Genomic DNA, 22,872 nt, shown 5'->3' with positions numbered 1-22,872 from the left:
GGGGCTCCGACGAGCCTCAGTTCGCGGTTCCCCACGTTGCCGGCCGCGGTGGCGGTCGGAGCTGCCGCCGCGGCGATCCTGCACCTGACCGGCCTCGAACGGTCCCGTACCTACAGCCTGCTGGTCACCGCCCTTCTCGGCCTGGGGCTTTACGCCAGCACGCGGAGCATCGCGCTCACGGAATTCCGCAACCGGGTCACGATGATCGCTCTCGCGGTCACCGTCGGCGTCGTCGCGAAGATCGCGATCATTTTCGGCGTCATGTACCTGTGTTTCCGCAAACCCGATCACCTCGTCCTCGCCGTGGCGATGGCGCAAATCGACCCTCTCGCTGTGGCGGCCGTGCGTGCCCGGCAACGGCTTTCGCCGCGAACGAATTCCCTGCTGTCGGCGTGGGCTTCTTTCGACGACCCGGTCACAGCTCTGCTGACCATCTATGTCACTGCATTCCTGTTCGGTTCCGGCGACGGGAGATCCTCCTTCGGAGCCGGGTTCACGGCCTTCGCGCAGAATCTGTTCTGGAACCTCGTCCTCGCGGCGGCCGGGTACCTCGTGTGGCGCGGTCTGTGCGCCGCTCGCCGGGTGGCGTGGCGGCACCGGCGAACGGCCTTGACAGCCGTCCGGGCGGTCGCCGTGCTGGCCACGGTCGTCGTCGGGCTGGCTACGGTGTACTTTTCGCTTCTGCTGGCTTTGGCCCTGCTCGGGTTGTTCGTCCGGCCCTCGCTGGGAAGGCTCGTCGACGGGACAGTGCGGTGGGCAATGGTCGTGGCGATGTTCGCCGTCGGCCTCGTGCTCGTCGGCGGCGTAAAACCTCTCACCGGAGTTCTGCTGGGTACGGCCGCCTACTGTGCCCAGGCCCTGACCGCTCTGGTACTGACCATGCCGCGAAGCTGGCGGCACAGCCGAGCCCGGCTGATGCTCGCGCAACAGAACGGGATGACGGCGATCCTCTTGGCGCTGCTGGTGGAACCAGCGTTCCCGGGCGCAATTGGGGTCGTTGTACCGGCGATCGTCACGGCCAACACCCTGCACGCCCTCTGCAACGCGATGTGGGATCGGTTCGACCCGCCGAAGCCGGACCTCGAGACAAGCGGAGGGGTCACCCCGTTTCGGCGTTCGCCGACTCGTTCACCGCTACCCGAACCCGATCGCTGAGTTCGGTCAGCTTTCTCAGCACCACGCCGTTCTCCATTTTCTGCCTCGGCCCGGTCCTGTCCGCCCACCGGCCCGGCTTGGTGTACAGCTCGATCAGCGGCGTCAGCTGGAACGCCGGGAGGTGTTCGACCAGTTCGGCGTAATTGCCGCAAAGGGTGTCGAGCCGCTCCTGCGCCGCCGGAGACAGCGATCCCGGCCCGTCCGCCGGATAGGTTGCGTACCACTCCGCGATTCCGGTGTGGAAGGCCGCCACCAGCTCACGAAGCAATACAGCGTAACCGATGGCCGAGGTGAAATGTGTCGTCGACCGAATCCGGCGCAGGATCAAGCTGCTCGCTTCGCCGACGGTGTCGGCGAACGCCGCCTGCATTGTTTCGCCGAACCGGCTGAGCTCCTCCAACAATCCGCTCGCTTCGACGAAGAGCCGGTCGACCTCAGCGGGTACACCGGCAGTCTCTCGTACCCGCGGATCGGGGCCGCTCGGCGGAGCAACCGTTCCGGCGAACCCGGCCAGTTCCCGGCGCAGCACTTGGGTCAGCTGTTCGTCGGACCGCCGTTCCGCCCCGGTGAAGTGGTCGAAAAACTGCTCGAGGAGGCCGAAGATGCTGGACTGCTGCTGGTTGATCTGGTCCAGCCGGTGGCCCACGTCGGTCCACGGGCTGTCCCGGACCACCGGCGGCAACCTGAGCCTCGCCGCGTTCAGCAAGGTGGTGAGCCGGTGCGAGAAGCCGCGCACGGCGTGGACGATCGGCTCGGAACCGAGGATCTCCTTGAGCCCGGATGTGTACGAGACGTCCAGCAGCCCCTCGACGGCCAGGATCACAGCCGCACCCGGAGCCGCTTGCCGGATGGCGAACACCCGCCGGATGACCGCGGCGACATCTTCGCTCGCGAGTATCGCTTCGCTGAGCAGCAGAGCGCACCCGTCGGCGCGGTCGTCGAAGGTGACCCAGAAGTCGGCACGCGAGTCCGCATCCGCGCCGAGGAGGTGACTGCGCCGGTAGGCCCAGCCGTTCAGATCCAGCACCTGCTGTACCTCGCCGAGTACCTCCGCCGCCCCGAGGGCGATCATTTGGTGGCGAGCGGCCTCCCGCACGACGTCTTCCGTGATCGGCTGCCGGGTGCCCGCCAGCCGGTACGCCTCATTGCCCAGTTGCAGCGTTGCGCGCGGATTGCCTTCGGAAAGCCGTGCGAGGTAGCCGGCCGACTCCGGGGTGAACGGCGCGAGCTCGCTCCTGCCGGTTCGGACTCCCTGCAAGGCGGTCAGGAACGAGCGGACCTCGTCGTCGGTGAATCCGCGCAGCTGCACAGTGCGGGAAATCCGCTGCCACAGCTGTGGTCCGAGGAGTTCAGGAAGATCGGGGTCACCGGTCAAGACGAGGCACCCGCCGGCGTCGGCGACCGACTCGAACAGGGTGCGCAGAGCCAGCAAGGTCTCCGGCTGCGGCTGGTCCGCGCCAACCAGCAGATCGTCGAACACCAGCAGGAACCGCGCACGCCGGCCGCGGTAAAGCCGTGTGGTGGCGGCCAGTACGTCCAACGCCGTCACCTCACTGGTGATCGGCGTGGTTATGCCCCGCTCCCGCAGTACTTCGCTCGGTTCCCCACCGGCCAGCCATTCCTTTACGCTCCCGGGGAAGCCGCGCCGTTGCCCGGCCTTCGTACGATCGTCCGATCCGGTGCGCAGCAGGAGAACCAAGGCGGTGGAGAGGTCCTTGAGACCGGTCGCGGCATTCAGCCGCCTGCCGGTCTCCCGCAACAGCGCGCTCTCCATCAGGCCGAGCCGATTGACGACCGCCTGGGGGAGGAGTACGCCGTCGCGCAGTTGACGCACGATGTCGTGGTCGAATCCCCGCTCGGCCAACATGTCCGCGACGGCGTCCGCGTACCAACTGTCGGCCTGTGCCCGGACGGCGCTGAACACCAGTTCATCGCCCATCAGCCGCCGGTAGACGTCGGAGAAATCGGAGGCCATCGCATCGATATACTTCGACAACGCCGGGGCGTAACGCAGAGTCCGTGAATGTTGGAGCAACCTCGTGGCTAGGTGCGTGCGCCCGCTGCCCCGCTCCCCCAAGATGGCGATCACCTGGCCGGACTGCGCTCCCGGCGAATCCCCTTCCAGGGTCGCGGACAGCGCGGACGTCGCCTCGCGCGTGGCAGCCGTGTCCACGAACAGTTCGGTCCTGTCCGGCTCACGGCTCATGGTCGGTCCCTTGCCCGCGCGAGACCCGCCGGAAGCGGAACTTGACGACATCCTCGAAGGAGACCTCGGCCGGCCAGTCGCTGCTACCGAGCAGTTCCTCGTACACGCCGTGGAAGACGCGTTGCAACTCGCTCACGGACGTCAACAGGCCGGTCAGCGACTCCATCGTGTCCTCGGTCATCTTCGGGTATTCACCCTTCTCGGCGTGGCGCTTGAGCCGATCCGAGGCGAACCGCCGCACGTCGCCTTCTTCCAGCTCGCCCACCGAAAGGGTGATCGGGGAACCCCAGCGTTCCATGCTCTCCACTATGTGGCGGACGTCGTTCGCTTGCATGAACGGCGACTCGACGAAAAAGAGGATTCGGCCGCGCGCCAGAGACGCGTACCGGATCACTTCGTCCGCCAGTTCACAGGTGGGAAGGAGAATGACGAGCACCGTCGGCCTCGGCGTGGCCTCCGGCAGGTGCGGGTAGACACGACGGGGTACTTCTCGGTGGGGCTCCAGCGAGGTGACTGCGTCCGCTCGCATCAACTGCCGGCGAGTCAGTTCGACGAACAGCTGGTCGCAAACCGCGCTCATCCGGTTGTCGATCGAATCCTCCGGCAGGCCGTTCAGCGCTGCCGTCAGATCGAGCACTTCACACCCGGCTCCTCGTTCGGTCATCTGCTGGACCACCCAGTCGGCGCAGCGGTTGACCAGGGCCGATTTCCCGCATCCGGTCTCCCCGGTCACCAGCACCAACCGGCCATCCCGCAACAGGGTGACCATGTCCGCCATTTCGGCGACGAACTCCTCGAACGCCGTCTCGGTGCGGTCCACGGCAACGTAGAATTGCCGGTGCTGTGGTTCCTCCCACGGACACAGCGGGCGCATCCGCGGCCAACCGGACAGATGGAACGGATTGACTCCCGACCGTGCCGGGGTCATGCCGACCGTCCGCTGAGCGAGTGCATTCCCGGGTGGGGCCACAGCGGCTGTTCCAGTGCGCGGGCGATGCGCAAGACGTCATCGTGTACGGCTTTCAAGTCGGCCGTCAGGTCACGGCCGTCCGCGGACGGCTGCGAGATGGCTTGGCCCACCGCCCCTCCGACCAGCTCGTGTTCCACGGCTTCGACCGTCACCCATCGCCGGTGTGCCGTTCTGACCACCCCCAACCGGCTGAGCAGTGCGCTCCTGCGCCCGGTGGCTTCAACGCGAAGGTGGGTCTTGTCCCAGCCATCGAGGTACGCCTCGACGGCTTGCCGGAAGTCGTCGGAGGCCGATCGCAGGTGCGCGGCGCGCTCGCGTCCACGGGTGACGCTCGCGAGCGCCAAGGCCGCGGCGAAGGCCAAGAGCGCGCTCGTGACTCCCGTGAGAAATGGCAAGGCGCTCGCCAGAGCGCTCGGACCGGGGGCCCGCTCCGCAGCCGACAACGCTTCGCACGTACGGCGGAAATCCTCAGGCCGCACGCCCCGCCAAGCCTGAACGTCAAGAATTTCGCCACCCACCACGAGCCTGTTGCCAGAGCGCTGGGCGAGACCCAGAGCTACCGCGGCGTCGATCAGCGCATCCCGAGAGTCGGGGGCCAGGCAGTAGACGAGCTGAGAGTCGTCGTCGGTGTCGGCGACGGCTGGTGCCGCATCGAACGCGCATGCGGTCACTGCGCAGGCCGCGATCATCGCCACCGTAGCCAGTCTGGCCGTGAACCCCAGGTACATACATGCTCCTGCCGCGACGCGGTGTTCGCCGACGATATCGTATCTTGCCGATCGGCCGGACTTCGCGAAGCGATTTTCCCAACTCGATCATGAATTGAGAAGTGACAGGAGCTTGACACCTCGTTCCGTCACTGTCGAACGCCCTGGTCTCTGAAGGGTGTTCTCCTGCCCATGATCGCCAATTCGCCACATCCACGGGTGAAACAACCGCGCCGTAGCCTCACTCGGTTGACCGTTTTCACGGAGGGAGCTGTCGGTGGCTTGCCAGGCTCTTCCTGAAGAACCGGCTCGATCGCGACCGACGGCGGCCGCCGTTTTCTTTGCGGACCAGGAACTGTCTCCGGATTGCGTCAGACCGAGTGGCCCTCGATCACGCGGTGACTTCGGGCCGGCAGGCGGAGGCGTGCGGCCAGGGAGTCGAGGACTCCGATCACCGCTATGCCCGCCGGTGTGGCCAAGCCGTGCCCGCGCAGGGTCGCCACGTCGTCGACGGCGCACACGCCGGGGACGGGTGGATTCGCACACCTCGAAACCGCCTGCCCTGCATCTGCACGGTCAACGAGCCCGGCAACATGATCACGCGCGGGTGCCTGGACACCTTCCCGACGACGCCGTTCGTCCGGGACCTCGATGCGTTCGACGACGCGGCCGCTGCGGGGCTGAATGCCGCACACCGCGCCGCGTGGGAGGTCATCCGCGAACTCGCGCCCGGAGGCAAGGTCGGGATGACGCACGCGATGCAGGACTGGCACGCCGACCCCGGCGGCATCCCGGTCATGAGGAGTGGCTCGGCAAGCCGCCGGCCCACCGGTTCGGCGAGGTCGCCCGCGCCAACCGGGTGCCCGAAAACTACCCGGCCGTGAATCGCTGGCTAGCGTCCTCGGCAGTCAACGCACCGACAAGCTCTGGGCAGAGTTGGCAGTCAGGCCCATCGCGCGGCATTCTGGCACTAGTGATCCACTTGGATGACAGACGCCCTCCCACGTCAACGCACGTGGAGGCTACGTGTCAACACCATCGAGCGCCCGCGAAGAAGCGGCAACAAGCAGCACTCGCAGTGTCAGGACTCCGGTCGATCTCACGTCCGTCCCTCGTGTCGTACAGCCTGCCGACCGAATCGCCGAGACGCTCGCGATCCCACCGATATCCAGGGCGGGCTCCATGGTTACGGCGCTTCCCGTCCCGCTGCTAGAGCCGCTGGTTGATAACTCGACGGCGGGTTTTGCCCTCGTGCGGGTGGACGGCTCAGGCGCCGTTGCGTCGAAGGCAGCCATTACGCTGCTCGGCTGGTCTGCGGGCACCCCGATTCGCTACGACGTACGTTCGGGACTGATCGTTGTCACCGCGGACCCGACCGCTGGACGGCGGATGCCGGCAAAGCTGAATCTCGTATTGCCCACGAAGATCCGTTCCCGCTGCCGTGTCCGCGCCGGCGACCAGGTCTTCCTCGCCGCACTACTCGAGCACAAGTTGCTGGTCATCTACCCGCAGCGCCGTCTCTACGACATGGTCCTCGCCTACCACGCCACCCTTCGGACCGAGCTCAGTTCAATTTCCTGATCAACGGAAGCCATATGGCCGCTCCTGCGGGATGTTCGTGACACGGCAGCGGCGCGAACATCCCGCAGGCTGGTCAGGCTGGTCAGGCGGGTGCGAGCGGATGTGGCTCCCCGGTCAGGGCGGACAGGGCGCTGGCCACTTCAGTGATGTCGGCCTTGACGTAGGTCGTGGTGGTCAGGTCGCTGCCGCTGTCGGCGTGTCCGGCGTAGGCGCGCGCGATACCGATGCCGAAGCGACGTTCGACCCAGGTCAGAGTGGTGTGGCGGAGCCAGTGGGCGGTGACGCCCATAGCCTTGGCCCAGTCGAGTTCGTCCTGGACTCGGTTGAAGATGTAGTCGTAGCGGCGTTCGGTGATCGGCTTGCCGTCGGCATAGCGCAGCAACTGTCCATCGCGGTCGCCGTCACCCCGCTCCTCGGCGTGCGCCAGGAGGTGGCGTATCAGTGTCGGCGAGACCGGCTGCCAGCGCTCGGTCTCGCCCTTCTCCCGCAGCAGGACCAGGCACTGCTTTTCGTCGAGGTCGCGAGGCCGCAAGGCTAACGCGCCGCCGCGGCGGCAAGCGGTCTCGACGTGCAGGCGGCAGATCAGCGCGTCGAGTTCCGGGTCGTTGCCGGTGCCGGCCACGACGTCGGAGAGCTCGATGAGCCGGTCGTTGGCCAGACCGCGCCGGGTGGAGGGGTTGCGGCGCGGTTTGGTAACGCGGATGGCCGGGTTGTTGCGGTCATCGATGCGCTGGTCGTTGACCAGGTGCTTGTAGAGGCAGCGGACAGCGGCGATGAAGTTCTCGGCCGCGTTGCGTCCGCCACGGGAGTTGCGCCGGACCCGGGCGGTGCGGCGGACGATCTCGGCCTGCGTCTTGATCTCGCTGGCGGTGATCGTGTCCATCCGGCGGCCGTTCCAGGCGGCTTCGGCTTTTTTCCAGTAGGAGCCGTAGGAGGCGGCGGTGCTGGGCGAAACGAGCCCTGCGACGACCGGGATCCATTCGTTGATCGTCGGGGCGGGCTTGCGGTCGCCGTTCTCGGCCGGTTCGTTGAGGAGATCGGCGGGGTTGACGCCCAGGCGCGAGAGCAGCAGCCGGGCGGCTTCGAGGTCGGCGGAGTTCGTGGTGGTGGTTTCGGTCATTGGTCCGCCTCCCCAGCGGCAAGGGTGGTGTGAAAGTCGCGCAACATCACGTGCACCACGTGTTCGGGGTGCACGACCAGGACGTCCTGAGCGAGGTCGGCCACGAGCAGGACGCGGCTGCCGGCCAGCACGCGGCACCCACGCCGGACCGGGGCGGGCAGCACGACATACGGTTTGGTGGACATCCGGAAGACACCGTCACTGCGACGGCAGATCACCGCGGACGAGCGAATCTGCGTCATCAGCAGACGGTCACCAGGTTTCCAGTCCAGGGCGTTGACGATGCCGCGGTCCTGGATCCGGCCAGACGCGTCCAGCAGCGCGGTGGAGAATCGCCGCTGCCCATCCGCGGCCAGGTCCGGCAGCGCCGGTATAGGCAGCGGGACGAGGGTTCCGGCCCGGACAGGAGCAGGTTCAGGCCTGCCGGTGCGGGGCGTGAGCGGCGCGATGCCGGTCATGACTCACCTCCCCGACAGCGGTCGCACGGGGAGGGCGCGGTCAAGATCAGCGTAGCCGTGTCTGATCTGGGCTGAACGCCAGAAAGACCCGCCGTGGCGGGCCTGTTACTCTGCGGTGCGGGAGATATCCCGTAATTTTGTGTCCGAGGACGATCTTGCTCGATAGAAACAACCCTTAGCATCTAAGATGCTGCACGGGTCAAGCAAAGGGGATCGGAGCTCAGCAACCTTACTGAGCGGCGCGGCCGAGACGAAGCGGGTACGTGCCGACCTGTCGGCGTGCATCGATCAGTATGAGCGAGGGACACCCGAACGCTCAGTGTTGAACACTCGGCTGGCCCTGACGCCCTGTTTGATCAGATCGCTACCGTGGGCTGATGGCTGCCTCATCCCGGTTCGCCGTCCCCTGGTACCTGCTTCTCCTGAGCGGCCTGGTGTTCCTCGGCTCAGCAGTCGTCGGCGTATCTGTCATCGGCGACGGCTTGATGCACCTGCCGTACGCCATTGCTGTTGCTGCATACGCACTGCCAATCTTGTTTTACCTGCTATCGATCGCAGGGACATGGGAGCAGACTCGCTCCGAGCGGGCAACGGCGCAGCCCCGAGGACAGCGTGCAGCAGTCGTGGCGGCCGCCATTCCATTCACCCTGGGAGCCCTCGTCATGCCGCTGCGGATGGGTCATTGGGATGTGCTCGCAATGCTCATTACCGGGTTCATCTCCGCTGCGCGACCAATAACGTTATCGTTGATTCTTCCCAGCGTTAGCGCGAGTGCTTCACAGTAGCGCATTGCACTGGATATGAATGCCTGCGAACGCCAACATGACAGCCTACACAAATGACAGAGTGATCAACATTAGATGACACCGCCACCCACACGCCGGAGATAATTCGTAATTAGGACTGCCCCGCGACCCCGAATCGACCTGTCGCACCGGCAACTTCAGCCAGCAAATCTGCGAAGTCGCTGCCGTGAATCCATTTCTCACGTTCATCGAGGATGATAGCCGTCCAGCTCAGAAACTCACGATACGTTGCTGGCATTCGTGCTTCGCACACAGCACCACTATCGGAGCTACATTCAGTATGACTAACTCTCCAACGGGCAGGAGACAGGTCTATCAGCGCTTGGATGAGGTCACCAGACTCAGACGCGGCGCGCATGGCTTCGACGTAATCCAGCGCCTCTCGCACTTCAACCCATAGCCACGCATCCTGCTGCTGAACAGGAAAACCACACTCGGTGCAAGACAACTGCCCAAATTCGGACTCAGGGCTGGCACCCATAGGACCCTCGCGTTGAGGGGCACCCGCGATGGGGTTGGGCAAGTTCGCCTCAATGTCTGGAACGCCGGTCGCAAATACATCTAGGTGGAGGATCCGCAGAAACAGCGTCCGCGTCATCGCGGCGAGTTCCAGCCCTGCGACTGAGCTGTACGGCTTGATGTCGAACGCGGGATCCAAGGCTCGCTGAGCATTGGACTCAAACCGATTGACCCCATGGGCTGTCATGTTGGCCCTCGCTGCCTCCGGATGACGTTGCGCAGCGGCAGCAGCGTCCCGCGCCGCTCGCCACGCTAGGTTGTACAGCTCGGATAGCGGCCTTACCCGTGCGGCGGCGTAGGCGGCCTCGACAAGCTTGTCCCGGTGGTCTTCCTGCACGCCTGGGAGTTTGTGCTGGTCCAGCAGATATTCGAAGTAACGGATGGCCTCCTCAGCTAGCAACTCCACCGCCATCTCGACGAGCGCCTGCTGGCGAGATAGGGACATCGTCGCCGGGTCCAGCCGGGCAGCCAGGTGACCTCGGACGGCAGCAGCTGCCGTCTCCAAACTGTGACCAAATTGCGTAAAGTAAGTCGCTTTCAAAGGAAAGTAACTGCCAGTTAGCGTCGGGACTGGCATCTCACCGCCTTCACCGGCGACAGCGAGGGCATCGTCGAAGGTGGCGGGCTCCCAAACAAAGCTGTCTACTTGGCTAGACGGATGAAACCGGATCAGATCCGCGTTCAGCACCTCGGCTACGCAGTTATGCTGCGAGCTCGCGTCTGGGTGCAGGGGGTCGACCCACTCTCGTATCGGCCCCAGCGGAGCCGGCGACGGGGCATAACTCAGCAAGGCCAGCGCGATCAACTCGACACGGACCGACGCTGCCGGAATTGGCTGATTGACCAGCCAGGATACCGCGTAGGCCTCAGCCACGATACCGGCCCGCTGCGCATCCCAGTCCTGACGGCGCCACCGTTCGCGCTGCCTGCCAGCCTGCCGATCATGATTCTCGCGAGCTCTGCGTAGTCGGGTCGGGTCAAGCGCACGTGCAATCTTCTCCTGCAAGGACGCATCGCAATCCGCGCAGTTGTCCGGCTGTTCGCCTTGTATGATCTTGCCTAGTGCGCTGCGCGATGCCAGCACGAGTTCTTCTCCGCACTGTGGGCAGGCATGGCCAGGAAGAACCGCTCGCACTGCCGCGGCAGCAACAATATAAGCCCGTCCCGAGCCCTGTCCCCAACGGCTGCAGTCGATCTTACTGGCGGTTTCTGACCAGATGGGGCGCCCAGTCTCGCTGTCGAAGCCGTCGAGGTGCCAGTACCGCTGCCCGATCTCCACCAAGTCGTCGTCGATACCGTCGCGTGGCTTGATCAGGGGGACGGGACCCCCTGCGGCCGCATCGTCAGTCATGATCACCCACACAGATTGAGAGGCAGTCAGGATCGATGACTAGTAGACCAGCTCGACCCGTCAGCGTGTCGAGGGCACGCCATTGCGACATCGTATGCAGTCGGCCATGGACCGAGGCCGCCCAACCGAGCCAAGGTCACGGACGACGCCCCGCGCCGCACCAGCTCGATCCCCCGAAGGCTTCACCCTCTTTACTTGCTAGGCCGTGGCATGGCCGAGACCGAGGACGATCTTGCTCACTATCGACACGCCTGCAGCTCCCAGCTTGACCTGCAGGTTCCCACGAGTTGGACCCGAAGCCACCCCGCCTCATGGGGTAATTGAGTGTCCGAGACGATCTTGCTCACTATCTACACGGATATCCTTAGGCTGACCTGCGAAGATGCGTCCGTCCGGGACGAACGCAACCGCGGCTCGACGATCTGACCGAAGGGCTGGCCCCGTCGACTACGATCCGGCGCCGCAGCAAGCACGAATGCGCTCGGACGTGAGCTGAACCGGGGCACTGGCGAGCACGCGGCGGAGTTCGGGGTCGTCACGCAGCGCCTCGCACTCCGGTGGCAGGTCGCGCACGGTGATTTGCCCAGTGGCTTCAGTGCCCGTCGAGACGACCTGCTTTTCCAGATGATCGGTGAGCTTGGGCCACCGAAGGGACAGGACGATCCAGAATGCCAGGACGTCACTATCGATGTCTATTCCTTCGAGGATTCTCGTGGCGCGCAGGACGCTGTAGGTGTTGATGAACCGCTTCATGCTTCGAGGATTTCCATCGAGGAGGGGCGCGAACTTCTGGAGCGCGTGCTCGCTGATTTCGAACAGCTCGGGCTCGCTCATCCTCTCGACGACTCGTGAAGCGGAGATCTCCCGCTGCCGGGCTGTCGCTGTCCTGAGGATCTTCATCAGGTCCTGCTCGCTAGCACTCTGCTCGATCTCCATGAGGATCTCGTGATCCTCCTGCGTCAAGCTCTGAGCTGAGTCGGGTATACCCAAGATGCGGTCGAGGAAACGCTGCTTGGCTTCCGCGCTCAAGGCCGGCATGGGAGCGCTCAGCTGGAAAAGTTTGTCGAGGAACATGTGCCCGAGTCCACGGCCAGGCTCTTCGATCGAGGTGGTGAAGCCCTTGTGGATGATCTCGTAAGACTGCCTCAACCAGTTACCATGCGCCGCGACCACGAAGTGCGCGGCACCCGCCGACTCCGTTCGGCGTGGCGCGTCGCGAACGAGAGTCTGGATCGCGTCGAGGAGTTCCACGACGTACTTTTCCTGGCAACGGTCCAGGTCGTCGATGAGAAAGACCACCCGCCGCGGCGCCCGCGTCAACAGCCAGCTGAAGTGGCAGGTCACTTCCTCCATGGGGTTGGTGTGGACCTGCTCGAGGCGGCGGGCTCCCCGGGCGGAGTCCCACCACACGAAGCGGCTCAGCACAAGAACGCCGAGGACGACGGAACCCGCTGTGCTGGCAAGGGCGCCGATGTTCTTGACGGCTTGGGTGATCCCTCCCGGGGCGATTACCGGGTTCAGCAGGAGGAAACCGGCAACGAGGGCGAGCAGGACCAGGCCCGCCGACAGGTACGGAGTGCTGCCGTGGCGGGCTCGCGTCCAGGCGTCCGCGATCCGGAAGACCGGCCGGCGCCACCACGGGAGAGACCGGGAAACTGAACCACGCAGGGTGACCAGCAGGGACCACCACGGCGGATCCACCTTGGCGTTACGCCACGAATCGAACGGGACGACGAGGTAGTGCCGCTCGAGTCGAGTGGCCAGCAGCTTCAGTAAGGTGCTCTTTCCGGAACCCCAAGGCCCATCGACGTGGAGCAGGAACGAATCGTCGGGCTCGGTCTCAGTGAAGCGCCGGAGCCTGGCGGCGAGTATCGAGGCGAGCGCATCGCGTCTAAGCGTGTCTCTGAGCGTGGGTGCGTCGCTGGCCCACTGTGCGTGTTCTTCGTGCATGGCTTTGGGGGGTGCGCTCATTGTGTGGATTTCGGATTCCTTCACCAGCCTGAACTGCCAGATGCCGAACCCGCCGGTAGACGTCGCCTGCTGGTAGTCGACTACGCGGCAGAGCCCGTCATACCGGTACCCGGACGCAGGCGCGAATGCCGAGTCCGCCTTCGCACCACGGATCACGCGGACGGGCAGCTCGGCATCGTGACTGCGGGCAAGAGCGAGATTACCGGTAGTGAGCCGCTGATCGGCGATTTGCTTTCCTAGGGCGTCACGTCCGCCCTGACCGGTGAAGACGATCTGGTCCCCGAAGTCCGCGTCGTCATAGTGGCCTGCGATGACGATTGATTCAGCGCCCTTGACCCCGCCCGTGATGGCTCCTTGAAGTGCCCGGTGAACTCCGGCAGCGGCCAGCGCCCTCCGGTCGGGAAAGGTCGTTCCTTCGGGATACCCAGATACCTCACCGAAGACCTGTTCGCTTGCCACAAGCCCAGCCTAGGGGAAGGGCTGGTGGGGTGTATCGGGATTCAGGACGTGTGGACGTAGGTGACTCGCGCGTCAGCCTTTCCGGCTTGGACGAACGTGTTGTTTCCCCGGAACGGCCCCGAGCCCAACGCGGTGCAGAAGGCGGACGCCGCCAGGGCCGTCCTCTCCGCCCCTTGCGTGACGCGCTCACCGCGGCGGCAGCCGATGAACTCGACGCTGGCGCCGGATCCCGTTGGCGGACGTCCCGGCCGCGCTCTTGTCGCAGCCAGCCTTCTGACCATCGCGGCAGGCGAATCGGCGACACGACGCTCGATGCGTGTAAGTGACCGAACCGAGCAGGCCCGCGGCCAGACATACAAGGCGACGCAAGAAGCCCGTCACCATATCGACCCCGAGGCTGGCCACGTACATGAACAGCCTCTGCGACACCGAACCGCTTCGAGAAGTGCGTTACACACGCGGGTGCTGACGGCCTCACACGAGACTGCTGCAACTCTCGAAACGCGGAGGCTCCCGCTACCTGTCGACGATCGGGGCGCTAGGTCGGCCGCAGTTCTTGGTGACGAAAGTCAGCAGTCGCTGATCACCGGGTTGGGCAGCTGCGGGCGCCACCACTCTGAAAGCCATGACGACGAGTCCGGGATCGATCGCGTCGCCGTCGGCCCCGGGGACTTCACGTTGCTCGATCAACGGGTAGACGAGCAGTGCACCACGACGAGGTTGACGCAATGTCTCGGCTTCCGGATCCTCGAACGACCAGGACATGCCTGCGATTCGATCGACGGCGGGTCGGTGTTTGGGATCGCTCATCGCCCCGAAGTACGGTGGCCGGCGACGGACTCGGTAGTGAAGGCTGAACGGGCCATACCCCAGGATCGTTCGAGAGGGGAACGACGGTCCGAGTTGGGGCAGGGACACGACCCAGTCGGTGACGTCCTCATTGTCGAGGCGTCGAAGCCATGCGAGGTCGGGACCGAACTGGCCGTCTCCGATCCATGCCAGGCCGCCCAGAACGTCCAGTAGAGCCGCGTGGGAGACGATGCCAACTTGTGCTTGGTAGGTCCTAGTCTCAGAAGACCGGAACGTCGCCGTGTGGCCACTGACCGTCGCCAAGAGGGGCTGGAACAGCTCTGTATTCCTAGCAAGCCGATCGCGTCGATCGGGGTAGTCGATGGGCTCGACGCCGATGCCTGGTGAACGACGTTCCGTGAGCTGGGCGTTGTACATCTTGTTGATAGCGGACGGCTTCAACCATGGAAGGTGTTGAGCCACAAGGGGCGGGACCTGAGCCGGGGTGATCTGCGGCTTGCCGTCGACGAGCCTGGCATAGCGGTCAAGCTGGTCACGAAAGTACTGTTCGTCGAGGCAGATCGCCTGGAATGCCTCGTTCAGCTCGTCGGTCACGAACAGCCGGACGAGGTCGCGATAGCCCTTGCGGTAGCCGAACCAACGGCCCATCTGCATGAGGGTGTCGGCCTGCTTGGTCAGCCTTCGGTAGTAGGAGATCGTAAGTCCTTCGACTGTGAATCCCCGAGCCAGTTTGTTCCCGCCGACCAGCACACGCCAGACCGGTTGGCGGTCGAAGTCGAGTGCCTCACCTTCGATCTTGTCCGAGTTGACCACGAGAACCGGGTTGCCGGTGCTGCCCACTTTCGCGATCGCCTCACCAACATAAGGCGCCAGAGCGTCGTAGTCGGGCGGGACCGGTTGGCCGTTCGACCTGGCCTGCATTACAGGGAGGGTGTCCTGCTCAAAAATCTCGCGCAGACGCTGCTGGGCCGACGGCGACGAATATCCGGATTCGTTCCACAGCTTTCTGATCCGTTCGGCCTGCTCTCGATGTGCCGCCGTTTTCATGTCCTCGTGCACGAGCATCGTGTGGTGCTTGAAGCTCTCTCCCCCGTTGGCCTGCCGGTACAGCTTGACCGCACCGGCGAGCACGAACGCGTCCATCGCGTCGCGAAGGTCGCGGTGGTCTTCCGGCGGTTCCGTTGGCAGCAGCCGCACGTGGGCTTTTTGGTTGGAGTTGGCCGTGGTCCGGTCTTCGTCGGGGATGATCGAGTCGATGTCGTGGAAGTCGCTCGGCCCCATGTAGCCGGGCGCAGGCGGCAACGAGATCAGAAAGTCGGTTGGGAAGAGGTCTTCTGCATCACTTGGGTCGATGAAGACGTTCGCGAACGGAGTTGCGGTGTAACCGATGTACTGCGCACGTGGAAGCATCCCCAGCAACTGCGAGATGAGCTTGTTGATGGCCGTACGGGTCCTCTGGTCCTCTTTCCACTTCTTGGGGTTGCTGGTGTTCACTGACGCTTGGTCGGACTCGTCGTCGACTATCAGTACGGGCAGGTCCTCGATACGTGCGGCGCTGCGACGAAGGTCGCCAACCAGTTTGCCGAGTACGGCGGCGTTCTTCTTCACAACCGCAAGGCGGGCCCCGGTGTCGAAGAGGTTCTCCGGGGCGTAGATCGGCTTTCCCTCATCGCGCTTCGGGAAGTCCAGCGCGATGATGCCCTGTCGAAGGCTCTTGTAGTCGCCGCGCTGGGTGGTCAACCGGTGGATGTTCGGCCTGCCTGCCAGCCGCGGCAATGACCCGTGGCGCAGGAAACTGTCCGCTACCCAGTCTGGGTCGTCCTGATAGTCGAGTCCATCCAGCGCCAGGGGGTCGTCTTCGTCCACCCCGCCCAGGATGTTCTCGCGACCGACCAGTTCCATATCGAGGCGTCGCTGGGTCTGTGCGCGGAGCAGGTCAGTGGTGCCGGTGAGGACGATAACCAGCCGATACCCGACGTCGATGGCCTTGGCTAGGACTCCGGTGAAGTTGGCGGTCTTCCCGCTCTGGACGTAACCGACCACGAGCCCCTTCGCCTTGTATGCCTCGATCTGCGTAGGGTCGGTCAGCCGTTCGACTACCCTGTCAGTGGCGATGTCCAGCGAGGCCCTGGCATCCGCGTCCCAGCCACGCTTGTTCTTCAGGTAGTCGTCGTAGTTCTTCCAGTAGTACGACCGTCGAGTCTTGATCTCGTCCGTGTACCACTGAGTCCACTCCGGGGCGATCACAGTCGGTATGCGGATGCCGGCAACCGAGCACTTGTCGTTGAGAACGACTGCGGCTGCATCACTGAGCTTCAGCTGACGGGTGATGACACTTCGACGTTCGGACGTGTTCGGTGCTGTCCCCTCCGCCCATGCCTGTTCGACTGCGGCGTCCCATCGCGCAGTCGCTTCGCGCAAGGCGGATCGCAGTGGATCGTTGAGCCCGGCGTCCTCCAGGTGTCTGCGAAGAAGTTCGTCGTCGACAGCCGCGTCGGGTTCGAGGCCGGACGCCATACCGTTGAGGTCCCTCGGCCGTCCCATCGTCGCCATCGCCGCCAAGGCGGCAATGTAAGCTCCCGACCCGGTGCTATCCATGTCAAATCTCCAGTTCGAGCGCTGGTTCGAGGCGTGCAGGCACGTCGATCGCAGGCGGCAAGTCGGTCAGGTCGATCCGGTAGCGCAGGTCAGTTATGAGCCTCACGTCGGCGACTCCGGGGTCGACCGCGGACCGAGTGAGACGCGGGAATCCAGTATCTATGCGATAGATCGTCGGTCTGGTTCGAAGCAACCAGCGGGTGCGCATGACGGGCGCCATGGCACTCCGCCATCCTGCGCAGCCAAGTTTCTGCTCGAGCGTATCCAGCGGGGCGCCCGGGCCGACTGCAGTTCGTGCGTCCTCGATACTTTCCGAGAGGGTTCTTCCTGCCGTCGGACCCGACCGTGTCAGCTGCAACGAGGCCAGCCACAAAGGACGCTCCGGACGTTCAGTGAGCTGAGTCCACGACGAGATCCAGTGCGCACGGCGTTCGCTGTGAGTAGTCTTGACCTCGAGATCGAAGTCATCCAGGGCAAAGTCGTGCTCTTCGGCGTCCGGTCCACACCATGCATCGACCGCAGCTGCGGCGCCCAGCGGCCCGATTAGGGCTCGAAGGACGAGAAGCTCGCCGAATAGTCCAATTTCTTCCTCTATACCGAGACTTTCGAGCCTCTGCAGGAGCCGCCCCAGGACGCGCAGGGTCTCGGCAACGGCTGCGTCAGCCCGCATGTGGCGCAACTGCAGCCGGTCGATGATCGCACAGAGCAACGGATATCCATCGAGAAACAGTTCTCGTTCCGTAATGAATACTTCGATCCACTGGGAGCCTTCATGGAAGACCTTGCGCGCGACGAGGTGTTCCAGCTTCCCGATGGGGCTGGTGCCGTCGTCGGGGATCCGGATGCCGACTGCTGGGACCGCAGGATCAATGAAGACGTAGACACGAGGACTCCCCTCAACAGCGAACTCCAAGGGAACGTCCACGCTGACGTATCGTTCGAACGTCGATGCGTCGAGGTGCCGGTCCGTGGAGTCGATCATGACGAGCTCTCGTCCTTGGCTGCAGCAGTAAGGACCTCCTGCCACAGCTCGATGTTGTCCTTGTCCTTCGGACCTAAGTGCTCGCCTTCGAAGACATCTTCGATCAACAGGTAGAGCAAAGCCTTCAACAATGGCGTGTCGTTCACCGTGTGTCGTTGACCGGTAGGTTCCGGACGGTACTGCTGATTAAGCCACAGAGTCCCAGCAGTTCGATCGACGTCGAAGAACGAGTCGTTGTCGAACCGACGCCACTTCACGTGGAGTCCATCACGCCCGGGGATCACCGGAATCTCGTCTTCGATCACGCCGCGAAGGCGCGGCGGGAAACCTTTTCCCGGAGGGATCATTGGTTTGCGTGCCCGGCTGCGTCGACGGGACTTCCGGTACGCTTGCTCCGCGTCCTGGAGATAGTCCGCCAGGCTCGATCCGTCTCCAGCTCTTGCGCTTTCGGCGAGCGAGGTGAAGTCGGGCCCGGTGATCACACGCGACTTCTCCGGGTTCATCTGGAAAAGACCTAAGATGTCGTCGTCGATGTCGACTACCACTCGAGCCAACTGCAACGCAGGCTCGACGGCATGGACACCACCCCACTGTCCACCGGCTTGCAGGAGTCTGTCGTTTCGATAAAAGTAGATGCCCTGGTGGTCTGCTGGCACTCCGAAAAGTCGAAACTCCGGTAGATGCGAACGGCCGGGCCAGATGTGGCAGCCGAATTCGACCTTGCGTCCGCCTGAAGTCGCAGTAAAAGACTTGGGGTAGTCAGCATGCCCCGAGCGCGGGTAACCGAAGGGATCGATTGCTGCCACTGGGAACCGTGGCCCCGGGTGGATGCTCCCGACATCCTCGACATCAACGATGATCGTGATACGGCCACCCGCGATGATGCGGTGCAGCACCAACCCGAGGTGGTTGCGGATTCTGGCGATCGTCTGGGTGATGAACTTCTCCACGCGAGCAGGATCGTCGGTCGTCGGGAAGCCGCTCACGGCGTCCCATCTGACAACCGTGCCGCTGCCACTCTCAGCCAGGCCCCATGGCCGGTCATATTCGTCGAAGCAGAAGTCGTCCGAGACGATGTCGCACTGGAAGTTCTCGCGGTCGTCGCCCAGCACCCATCGTCGTCCCACAGGCGGCGTACTCACCGTCTTGGAGACGACTGTCACCGACCGGGCCTGGCTGAACGATGCGGCTTTCAGGCCGATACCGAACCTACCAAGATCTGCCCGTCCGTAGACACGCCTACTACCCACCGTCATAGCGGTGTCAATCTCACGACCGCCCATACCGTGACCGTTGTCCACCACGTATAGGGTGCGCAATCGGCCTTCATGACGGACGAAGCGGATCAGGACCTCGGATGCCTGCGCGTCGATTGAATTGTCGACCAGGTCGGCCAGCGCAGTCTCGAGCGAGTGGTTCCGGCCGAGACCCTCCATCGCGCGCGCATCCGGCGGCAACGTCACGGCACCGCTCACCGACACCTGCTCGTGCCACATCCTCAAGCCCTCCGCTCCCCGAACTCCACCGAGCCGACATCCTCAGGCGATCCGGCGCCGACTACGGCGAGTGTCGTCCAGCGCTGGCAAACGTTACGACTTTCAAGCAATACATCGCCCGTCACCCGCGTGCCACGCCGACGACGATCGACTTCTTACCTGCTCTGACCAGCACCAGAGCACACCCCATGTAGCGACCGGCCCGAAAAGCACAATCTGATCACAGGTGCCTTCATACTCGACCGACGAGCGTAGCGACCAGTATCGGCCGACCGGGAGAGATGCGACACCGCATCCTCGACACAGGTCAGGCCTAGCTGGGGCTGACTGACCTGCGTCGACTACAAGATCCAAGACACCTTTGCTGCCAAAGCGATCACGCAGCCGGCTCCCGGCGTGTACGTATTCGACTTCGGCCGCACGACCTCAGGCTGGGCCCGCCTGAACATCCAGGGCCTGGCGGGCACCGCCATCAAGCTGCCCTACGGCGAGAAACTCACCGCCGACGGCCAGGTCGACACCTCCGGCTGCTACTCCCGGACAGAACCAACCAGCAAACCGGCCTCCAGACCGACTCGCACACCCTGCGCGGGGGGCCACAGACTGAGACCTGGACCCGTCGTTCAGCTGGAAGGGCCACCGCTACGTCCAGGTGACCGGGCTGCCCGCAGCCTCCACCGAGGCGACGCTCACCGAGGAGTCCCGCACACCTCAGTAGCCGACGTTGGCACGTTCTCCTCGTCCGACCCGATGGACAACGCTATGGGCCAAGCGAGCCGGCGGCCCCTGCTGAACAATCTCTACGGGTATCCCACGGACACCCCGATATGCGAGAAGTACGGCTGGACCGGCGACACCGCCCTGATGGTGCCGTTCGGCGGGCTCGACTTTCACCTCGCCCGGTTCCTCGCGAAGTGGACGGACGACATCGCCGACGCGCAGCAGCCGAACGGGTCGATCCCGCTTATTATCCCGGTCGACGGCCACGTCCCGCCGACCGTCGCCTTCGCGGCCCGTCACCGGAATGGGCCAGCGCCTATACCACGGCGATGTGGACGCTGTGGGACAGCTACGGCGACAAGGCCGCGGTCGCCCGGCACTACCCCGGCCCGACGAAGTTTGTGGACTACGAGATCAGTGCCCTCGACGGCGCCGGGCCGGCCCACACATCCTTCGGTGACTGGTCGCCCCGGGCCTCAGCCCGGACCAGCGCCCCACCGCCACCACCTACCTCTATAAGGCAGTTACCACCCAGGCCGCGCTGACCCGCGTACTCGGCAAGACCACGGACGCCGCCTGCTACAACGAAACTGCGACCAAGCTACAGACGCGCTTCAACGCGGCGTTCTTCCAGCCAGACCGCGGTTACCACCAAGGAGCGAAGGTCAGTACCTGTAGGCGTCCACCGCCGTCCCCTCGCCTTCAGGCTGGCACCGGCCGGTACCGAGCAGCGGATCGCCGACAGCATCACCGCGGACGTCACCGCCCACGGCAACCACCTCGCCTCCGGCATCCTCGGCACCTCGGTGCTTCTCCCCGTGCTGACGCGCTACAGGCGCGTGCGGCATGCGGCCGCCAACGCCCGGCCAGAAGACCTACCGGGCTGGGGCTACCTGCTGGTGCAGGGCACGGAAACCTGGTGGGAATCGTGGGATCCCGCGGCGGCCCGGTCCCGTGACCACTACATGTTCGGCACCGTCGACACGTAGTTCTACCAGGACGTCGCCAGTCTGCGGCAGGACGGACAGGCGTGGTCACACTACGTCGTCGCCCCGGCGGTGACGTCCGGCGGAACCAGCGCGCACTTGAGCCTCGAAACGGTCCGCGGTACCGCGGCGGTCTCTTGGCGCTCCACCGCCGACGGCAGGTTCACGCTCGACGTCACGGTGCCGGTCCGCGCAACAGCCGAGATGCGAGAGCCGGCGAGCGCGGCAGCGGCGGTGACCGAGTCCGGCTTATACCAATTCGCGACGAACTGACCGATGGAGGCGGGGGCTGCCGGCGCCGGAAGTGATGGCGCCCCGCCTCCGGAGACCTGGCGTCACGCGGGCGCCTTGTTCACCGCGGTGAACCACAGGTTGAGCAACCCGACCGGCACGAACGTGATCGCCCACCACTTCCCGGCCTTCAGACACGCACCCCGCAACCAGGTCACACTCCGCGCATACAGGCCCGAATAGGTCGCGGCCCAGGCGAGAACGAAGCCCAGCGTGGCCAGGTACTGGAAGATCGTCTGCACCAAGCCGCTGAGAGGCACCGCTACGAGGGTGAGCACAATGGCCGCGCAGAACGTCGCGGTCGCGAATCTCGTCGCCCGGACGACGCGCTCGAGCCCCTCGGCGAGTTCCGTCGGCACGCCGCCAGGGGCTGCCTGCACCGCGGCGGCCGGCTTCCCCAACCGCGCCAGCCGTAGCCGGCGGATAACCGTCCGGATCTTGTCCGGCAGCAGCCTGAGGACCGCCACGGGTGGCCGAGCGTAGCCCCGCACGTACAGCAGCGTCGATCCGGCGGGGCGCAGCCGCAGCACACCGACACCCCGTTCCGGCCGATCGACCAGTTCGTCCTTCCGGCCGAGGGTCTGCCAGCGGGGCACCTTGCGGACCTCGTGCCCGTAGTTGTAGGTCCGGCGCCGGTTGTGGTGGCGGCACCTCGACCATTCCCCTGCGACGACAATCCGGCACGGCCGTCCCTTGCTGGTCCGGGGATAGTCGCACAGCAACGGCCAGACCCGCCCACGCAGCAGCCACAGCACGACCGAGACTACGGCGAGGTAGAGCGGGAACAGGCCGCCGATCCAGAACGGCCACGGCACGCTCGACGCGGAATCCAGACGGGTCGAGACCCATTGCACGGTCGACGGAAGTAAGGACAGGTAGTCGTTCACCGCGCCCCCTCATCGGCCACACAAATAGTCACTACCTCACTACCATTCGTAGCCCAGACGCGAGCCGCGCGGAATCCGCCATCCGTGGCAGTCCCTGCGATGCAGCAGTTCGGCGATCTCCGCCTCCGACAGCGGGCGCGGGCGTTCTTCGTGACGGCGTCGGAGACGTGGCGCCGCCCACCGCGCACGTCGGCGATGTCGGAGGTACACGGCCTTCAGGTCAAGGGACAGCAGTCCTGCGCCGGGTGCGCAACGTGCAGGGTGAAGCACCCAGTTCGCGTCGGCTCGCCTTGTTGAAGCTTTGAAGTTCGCCGATGCTCACTGCGGCCGCGACGGCTGGAATGGACATCGTCGAACTCCTGGAGCAGTGCCCGGCCCGCCGCAGACGCCGACGCCGGACGTGACCGACCACAGTCAGTCCGCTCTTGGTGCGAAACAGCCGGATCACGTGGTTGGGAGTCCCAATGAGCGGCCGGTCGATCGCCACGCCACTCGCGGCTCATCCTGCGCCGACGCGGGGAACATACCTTGATGCCCGCCTGCGATGCCCACGCTGCGCTCAACAACGTCCCACCGGTGGGAGGCTCTCAACGAGCTCATTCGGTTCGTCGTTGAACGGGGGAAGTGACGACCGACCACGTTCCACTCGGCATGGCAGACGATCGGTCGGTCTCAAGATCACAGGTTAAGTCCCTGGGGACTTAAGAGCATGTCTCATGTGGTGAGTTTGCGGAGTTTCTTGTAGCAGGTAAGGCTGGCTCCGAGGATGAGGAAGGCGAGGAAGTGTTCGGCTTTGCGT

General features: G+C 64.7%; 19 protein-coding genes and 2 pseudogenes. 9 read left to right on the top strand and 12 right to left on the bottom strand.

Features of this window, described 5'->3' with window-relative positions; genetic code table 11:
- Positions 1-36: 36 nt before the first annotated feature.
- Positions 37-1,155, top strand: coding sequence for a hypothetical protein (locus AB0F15_RS38910; RefSeq protein WP_360281772.1), 1,119 nt, complete (start codon positions 37-39; stop codon positions 1,153-1,155).
- Here AB0F15_RS38910 and AB0F15_RS38905 read toward each other — a convergent pair.
- The 3 genes from AB0F15_RS38905 to AB0F15_RS38895 all read right to left on the bottom strand — a co-directional run bounded on the left by AB0F15_RS38905 (position 1,100) and on the right by AB0F15_RS38895 (position 5,026).
- A complete protein-coding gene (locus tag AB0F15_RS38905; RefSeq protein ID WP_360281770.1) occupies positions 1,100-3,361 on the bottom strand; it encodes a hypothetical protein in 2,262 nt (753 codons plus the stop codon). The two genes, AB0F15_RS38910 and AB0F15_RS38905, sit on opposite strands and share 56 nt — an antisense overlap.
- The gene (locus AB0F15_RS38900; protein WP_360281768.1) at positions 3,351-4,181 is read right to left on the bottom strand and encodes a hypothetical protein; all 831 of its coding nucleotides are present in this window, start codon (positions 4,179-4,181) and stop codon (positions 3,351-3,353) included. Before AB0F15_RS38900 ends, AB0F15_RS38905 begins: the two co-directional genes overlap by 11 nt.
- Before the next feature lie 104 nt (positions 4,182-4,285).
- Positions 4,286-5,026, bottom strand: a complete 741-nt coding sequence (locus AB0F15_RS38895; RefSeq protein WP_360281766.1) for a hypothetical protein — start codon at positions 5,024-5,026, stop codon at positions 4,286-4,288.
- 392 nt (positions 5,027-5,418) lie between these two features.
- Here AB0F15_RS38895 and AB0F15_RS38890 point away from each other — a divergent pair, with 392 nt between their 5' ends.
- Positions 5,419-5,922: a hypothetical protein gene (locus tag AB0F15_RS38890; protein WP_360281764.1), complete on the top strand. Its 504-nt coding sequence runs from the start codon at positions 5,419-5,421 to the stop codon at positions 5,920-5,922.
- A 298-nt stretch (positions 5,923-6,220) separates the two neighbouring features.
- Positions 6,221-6,619: a hypothetical protein gene (locus tag AB0F15_RS38885; protein WP_360281762.1), complete on the top strand. Its 399-nt coding sequence runs from the start codon at positions 6,221-6,223 to the stop codon at positions 6,617-6,619.
- Positions 6,620-6,701: 82 nt separating this feature from the next.
- Here AB0F15_RS38885 and AB0F15_RS38880 read toward each other — a convergent pair whose 3' ends face one another.
- Positions 6,702-7,739, bottom strand: coding sequence for a site-specific integrase (locus tag AB0F15_RS38880; RefSeq protein ID WP_360281760.1), 1,038 nt, complete (start codon positions 7,737-7,739; stop codon positions 6,702-6,704).
- Positions 7,736-8,197, bottom strand: coding sequence for a hypothetical protein (locus tag AB0F15_RS38875; protein ID WP_360281758.1), 462 nt, complete (start codon positions 8,195-8,197; stop codon positions 7,736-7,738). Before AB0F15_RS38875 ends, AB0F15_RS38880 begins: the two co-directional genes overlap by 4 nt.
- 377 nt (positions 8,198-8,574) lie before the next feature.
- Here AB0F15_RS38875 and AB0F15_RS38870 point away from each other — a divergent pair, with 377 nt between their 5' ends.
- On the top strand, positions 8,575-8,982 hold the full coding sequence (locus AB0F15_RS38870) for a hypothetical protein (protein WP_360281756.1): 408 nt from the start codon (positions 8,575-8,577) through the stop codon (positions 8,980-8,982).
- A 112-nt stretch (positions 8,983-9,094) separates the two neighbouring features.
- Here AB0F15_RS38870 and AB0F15_RS38865 read toward each other — a convergent pair whose 3' ends face one another.
- From AB0F15_RS38865 to AB0F15_RS38845, 5 genes are all read right to left on the bottom strand, one after another.
- Positions 9,095-10,879 (bottom strand): hypothetical protein, encoded by a 1,785-nt coding sequence (locus tag AB0F15_RS38865; protein ID WP_360281754.1) that lies wholly within the window; start codon positions 10,877-10,879, stop codon positions 9,095-9,097.
- A gap of 441 nt (positions 10,880-11,320) precedes the next feature.
- Positions 11,321-13,303 carry a YDG/SRA domain-containing protein gene (locus AB0F15_RS38860; RefSeq protein WP_360281752.1) on the bottom strand — a complete coding sequence of 661 codons (1,983 nt, stop codon included), beginning with the start codon at positions 13,301-13,303 and terminating at the stop codon, positions 11,321-11,323.
- Between the two features lie 516 nt (positions 13,304-13,819).
- Positions 13,820-16,666 carry a Z1 domain-containing protein gene (locus tag AB0F15_RS38855; protein WP_360281788.1) on the bottom strand — a complete coding sequence of 949 codons (2,847 nt, stop codon included), beginning with the start codon at positions 16,664-16,666 and terminating at the stop codon, positions 13,820-13,822.
- Between the two features lie 46 nt (positions 16,667-16,712).
- Entirely contained in the window at positions 16,713-17,693 is a 981-nt protein-coding gene (locus AB0F15_RS38850) for a PD-(D/E)XK motif protein (RefSeq protein WP_360281750.1), read from the bottom strand.
- Entirely contained in the window at positions 17,690-19,189 is a 1,500-nt protein-coding gene (locus tag AB0F15_RS38845; protein ID WP_360281748.1) for an ATP-binding protein, read from the bottom strand. The genes AB0F15_RS38850 and AB0F15_RS38845 overlap by 4 nt, the downstream gene beginning before the upstream one ends.
- A 396-nt stretch (positions 19,190-19,585) precedes the next feature.
- Between AB0F15_RS38845 and AB0F15_RS38840 the strand changes: the two are divergent.
- The 5 genes and pseudogenes from AB0F15_RS38840 to AB0F15_RS38820 form a co-directional block, all read left to right on the top strand.
- Positions 19,586-20,158, top strand: a pseudogene (locus tag AB0F15_RS38840) (family 78 glycoside hydrolase catalytic domain); the annotation flags it as partial.
- Positions 20,104-20,454, top strand: a complete 351-nt coding sequence (locus AB0F15_RS38835) for a hypothetical protein (RefSeq protein WP_360281746.1) — start codon at positions 20,104-20,106, stop codon at positions 20,452-20,454. The pseudogene AB0F15_RS38840 and the gene AB0F15_RS38835, both read left to right, overlap by 55 nt.
- Positions 20,370-20,564 (top strand): annotated as a pseudogene (locus tag AB0F15_RS38830) (hypothetical protein); the annotation flags it as partial. The gene AB0F15_RS38835 and the pseudogene AB0F15_RS38830, both read left to right, overlap by 85 nt.
- Complete coding sequence (locus AB0F15_RS38825; RefSeq protein ID WP_360281786.1) at positions 20,500-20,898, top strand: hypothetical protein; 399 nt, start codon at positions 20,500-20,502, stop codon at positions 20,896-20,898. The pseudogene AB0F15_RS38830 and the gene AB0F15_RS38825, both read left to right, overlap by 65 nt.
- 69 nt (positions 20,899-20,967) lie before the next feature.
- Positions 20,968-21,168 carry an alpha-L-rhamnosidase C-terminal domain-containing protein gene (locus tag AB0F15_RS38820; RefSeq protein WP_360281744.1) on the top strand — a complete coding sequence of 67 codons (201 nt, stop codon included), beginning with the start codon at positions 20,968-20,970 and terminating at the stop codon, positions 21,166-21,168.
- A 62-nt stretch (positions 21,169-21,230) separates the two neighbouring features.
- On the opposite strand, the gene AB0F15_RS38815 is transcribed toward AB0F15_RS38820, so the two are convergent.
- Both AB0F15_RS38815 and AB0F15_RS38810 read right to left on the bottom strand, forming a co-directional pair.
- Entirely contained in the window at positions 21,231-22,073 is an 843-nt protein-coding gene (locus AB0F15_RS38815) for a hypothetical protein (RefSeq protein WP_360281742.1), read from the bottom strand.
- A gap of 220 nt (positions 22,074-22,293) precedes the next feature.
- On the bottom strand, positions 22,294-22,521 hold the full coding sequence (locus tag AB0F15_RS38810) for a helix-turn-helix domain-containing protein (RefSeq protein WP_360281784.1): 228 nt from the start codon (positions 22,519-22,521) through the stop codon (positions 22,294-22,296).
- Positions 22,522-22,872: the final 351 nt, after the last annotated feature.

The sequence above is a fragment of the Amycolatopsis sp. NPDC026612 genome, from assembly GCF_040638285.1.
Taxonomy (GTDB): domain Bacteria; phylum Actinomycetota; class Actinomycetes; order Mycobacteriales; family Pseudonocardiaceae; genus Amycolatopsis.
The sequence above is the reverse complement of the archived record's forward strand: the minus strand, read 5'-3'. Positions and strand labels throughout refer to the sequence as shown.

Excerpts from the sequence above, each read along its gene's own strand:
- AB0F15_RS38905 (WP_360281770.1), bottom strand. The coding sequence starts at position 3,361 with ATGAGCCGTGAGCCGGACAGGACCGAACTGTTCGTGGACACGGCTGCC.
- AB0F15_RS38885 (WP_360281762.1), top strand. The coding sequence starts at position 6,221 with ATGGTTACGGCGCTTCCCGTCCCGCTGCTAGAGCCGCTGGTTGATAAC.
- AB0F15_RS38880 (WP_360281760.1), bottom strand. The coding sequence starts at position 7,739 with ATGACCGAAACCACCACCACGAACTCCGCCGACCTCGAAGCCGCCCGG.
- AB0F15_RS38875 (WP_360281758.1), bottom strand. The coding sequence starts at position 8,197 with ATGACCGGCATCGCGCCGCTCACGCCCCGCACCGGCAGGCCTGAACCT.
- AB0F15_RS38870 (WP_360281756.1), top strand. The coding sequence starts at position 8,575 with ATGGCTGCCTCATCCCGGTTCGCCGTCCCCTGGTACCTGCTTCTCCTG.
- AB0F15_RS38855 (WP_360281788.1), bottom strand. The coding sequence starts at position 16,666 with ATGGCGACGATGGGACGGCCGAGGGACCTCAACGGTATGGCGTCCGGC.
- AB0F15_RS38850 (WP_360281750.1), bottom strand. The coding sequence starts at position 17,693 with ATGATCGACTCCACGGACCGGCACCTCGACGCATCGACGTTCGAACGA.
- AB0F15_RS38845 (WP_360281748.1), bottom strand. The coding sequence starts at position 19,189 with ATGTGGCACGAGCAGGTGTCGGTGAGCGGTGCCGTGACGTTGCCGCCG.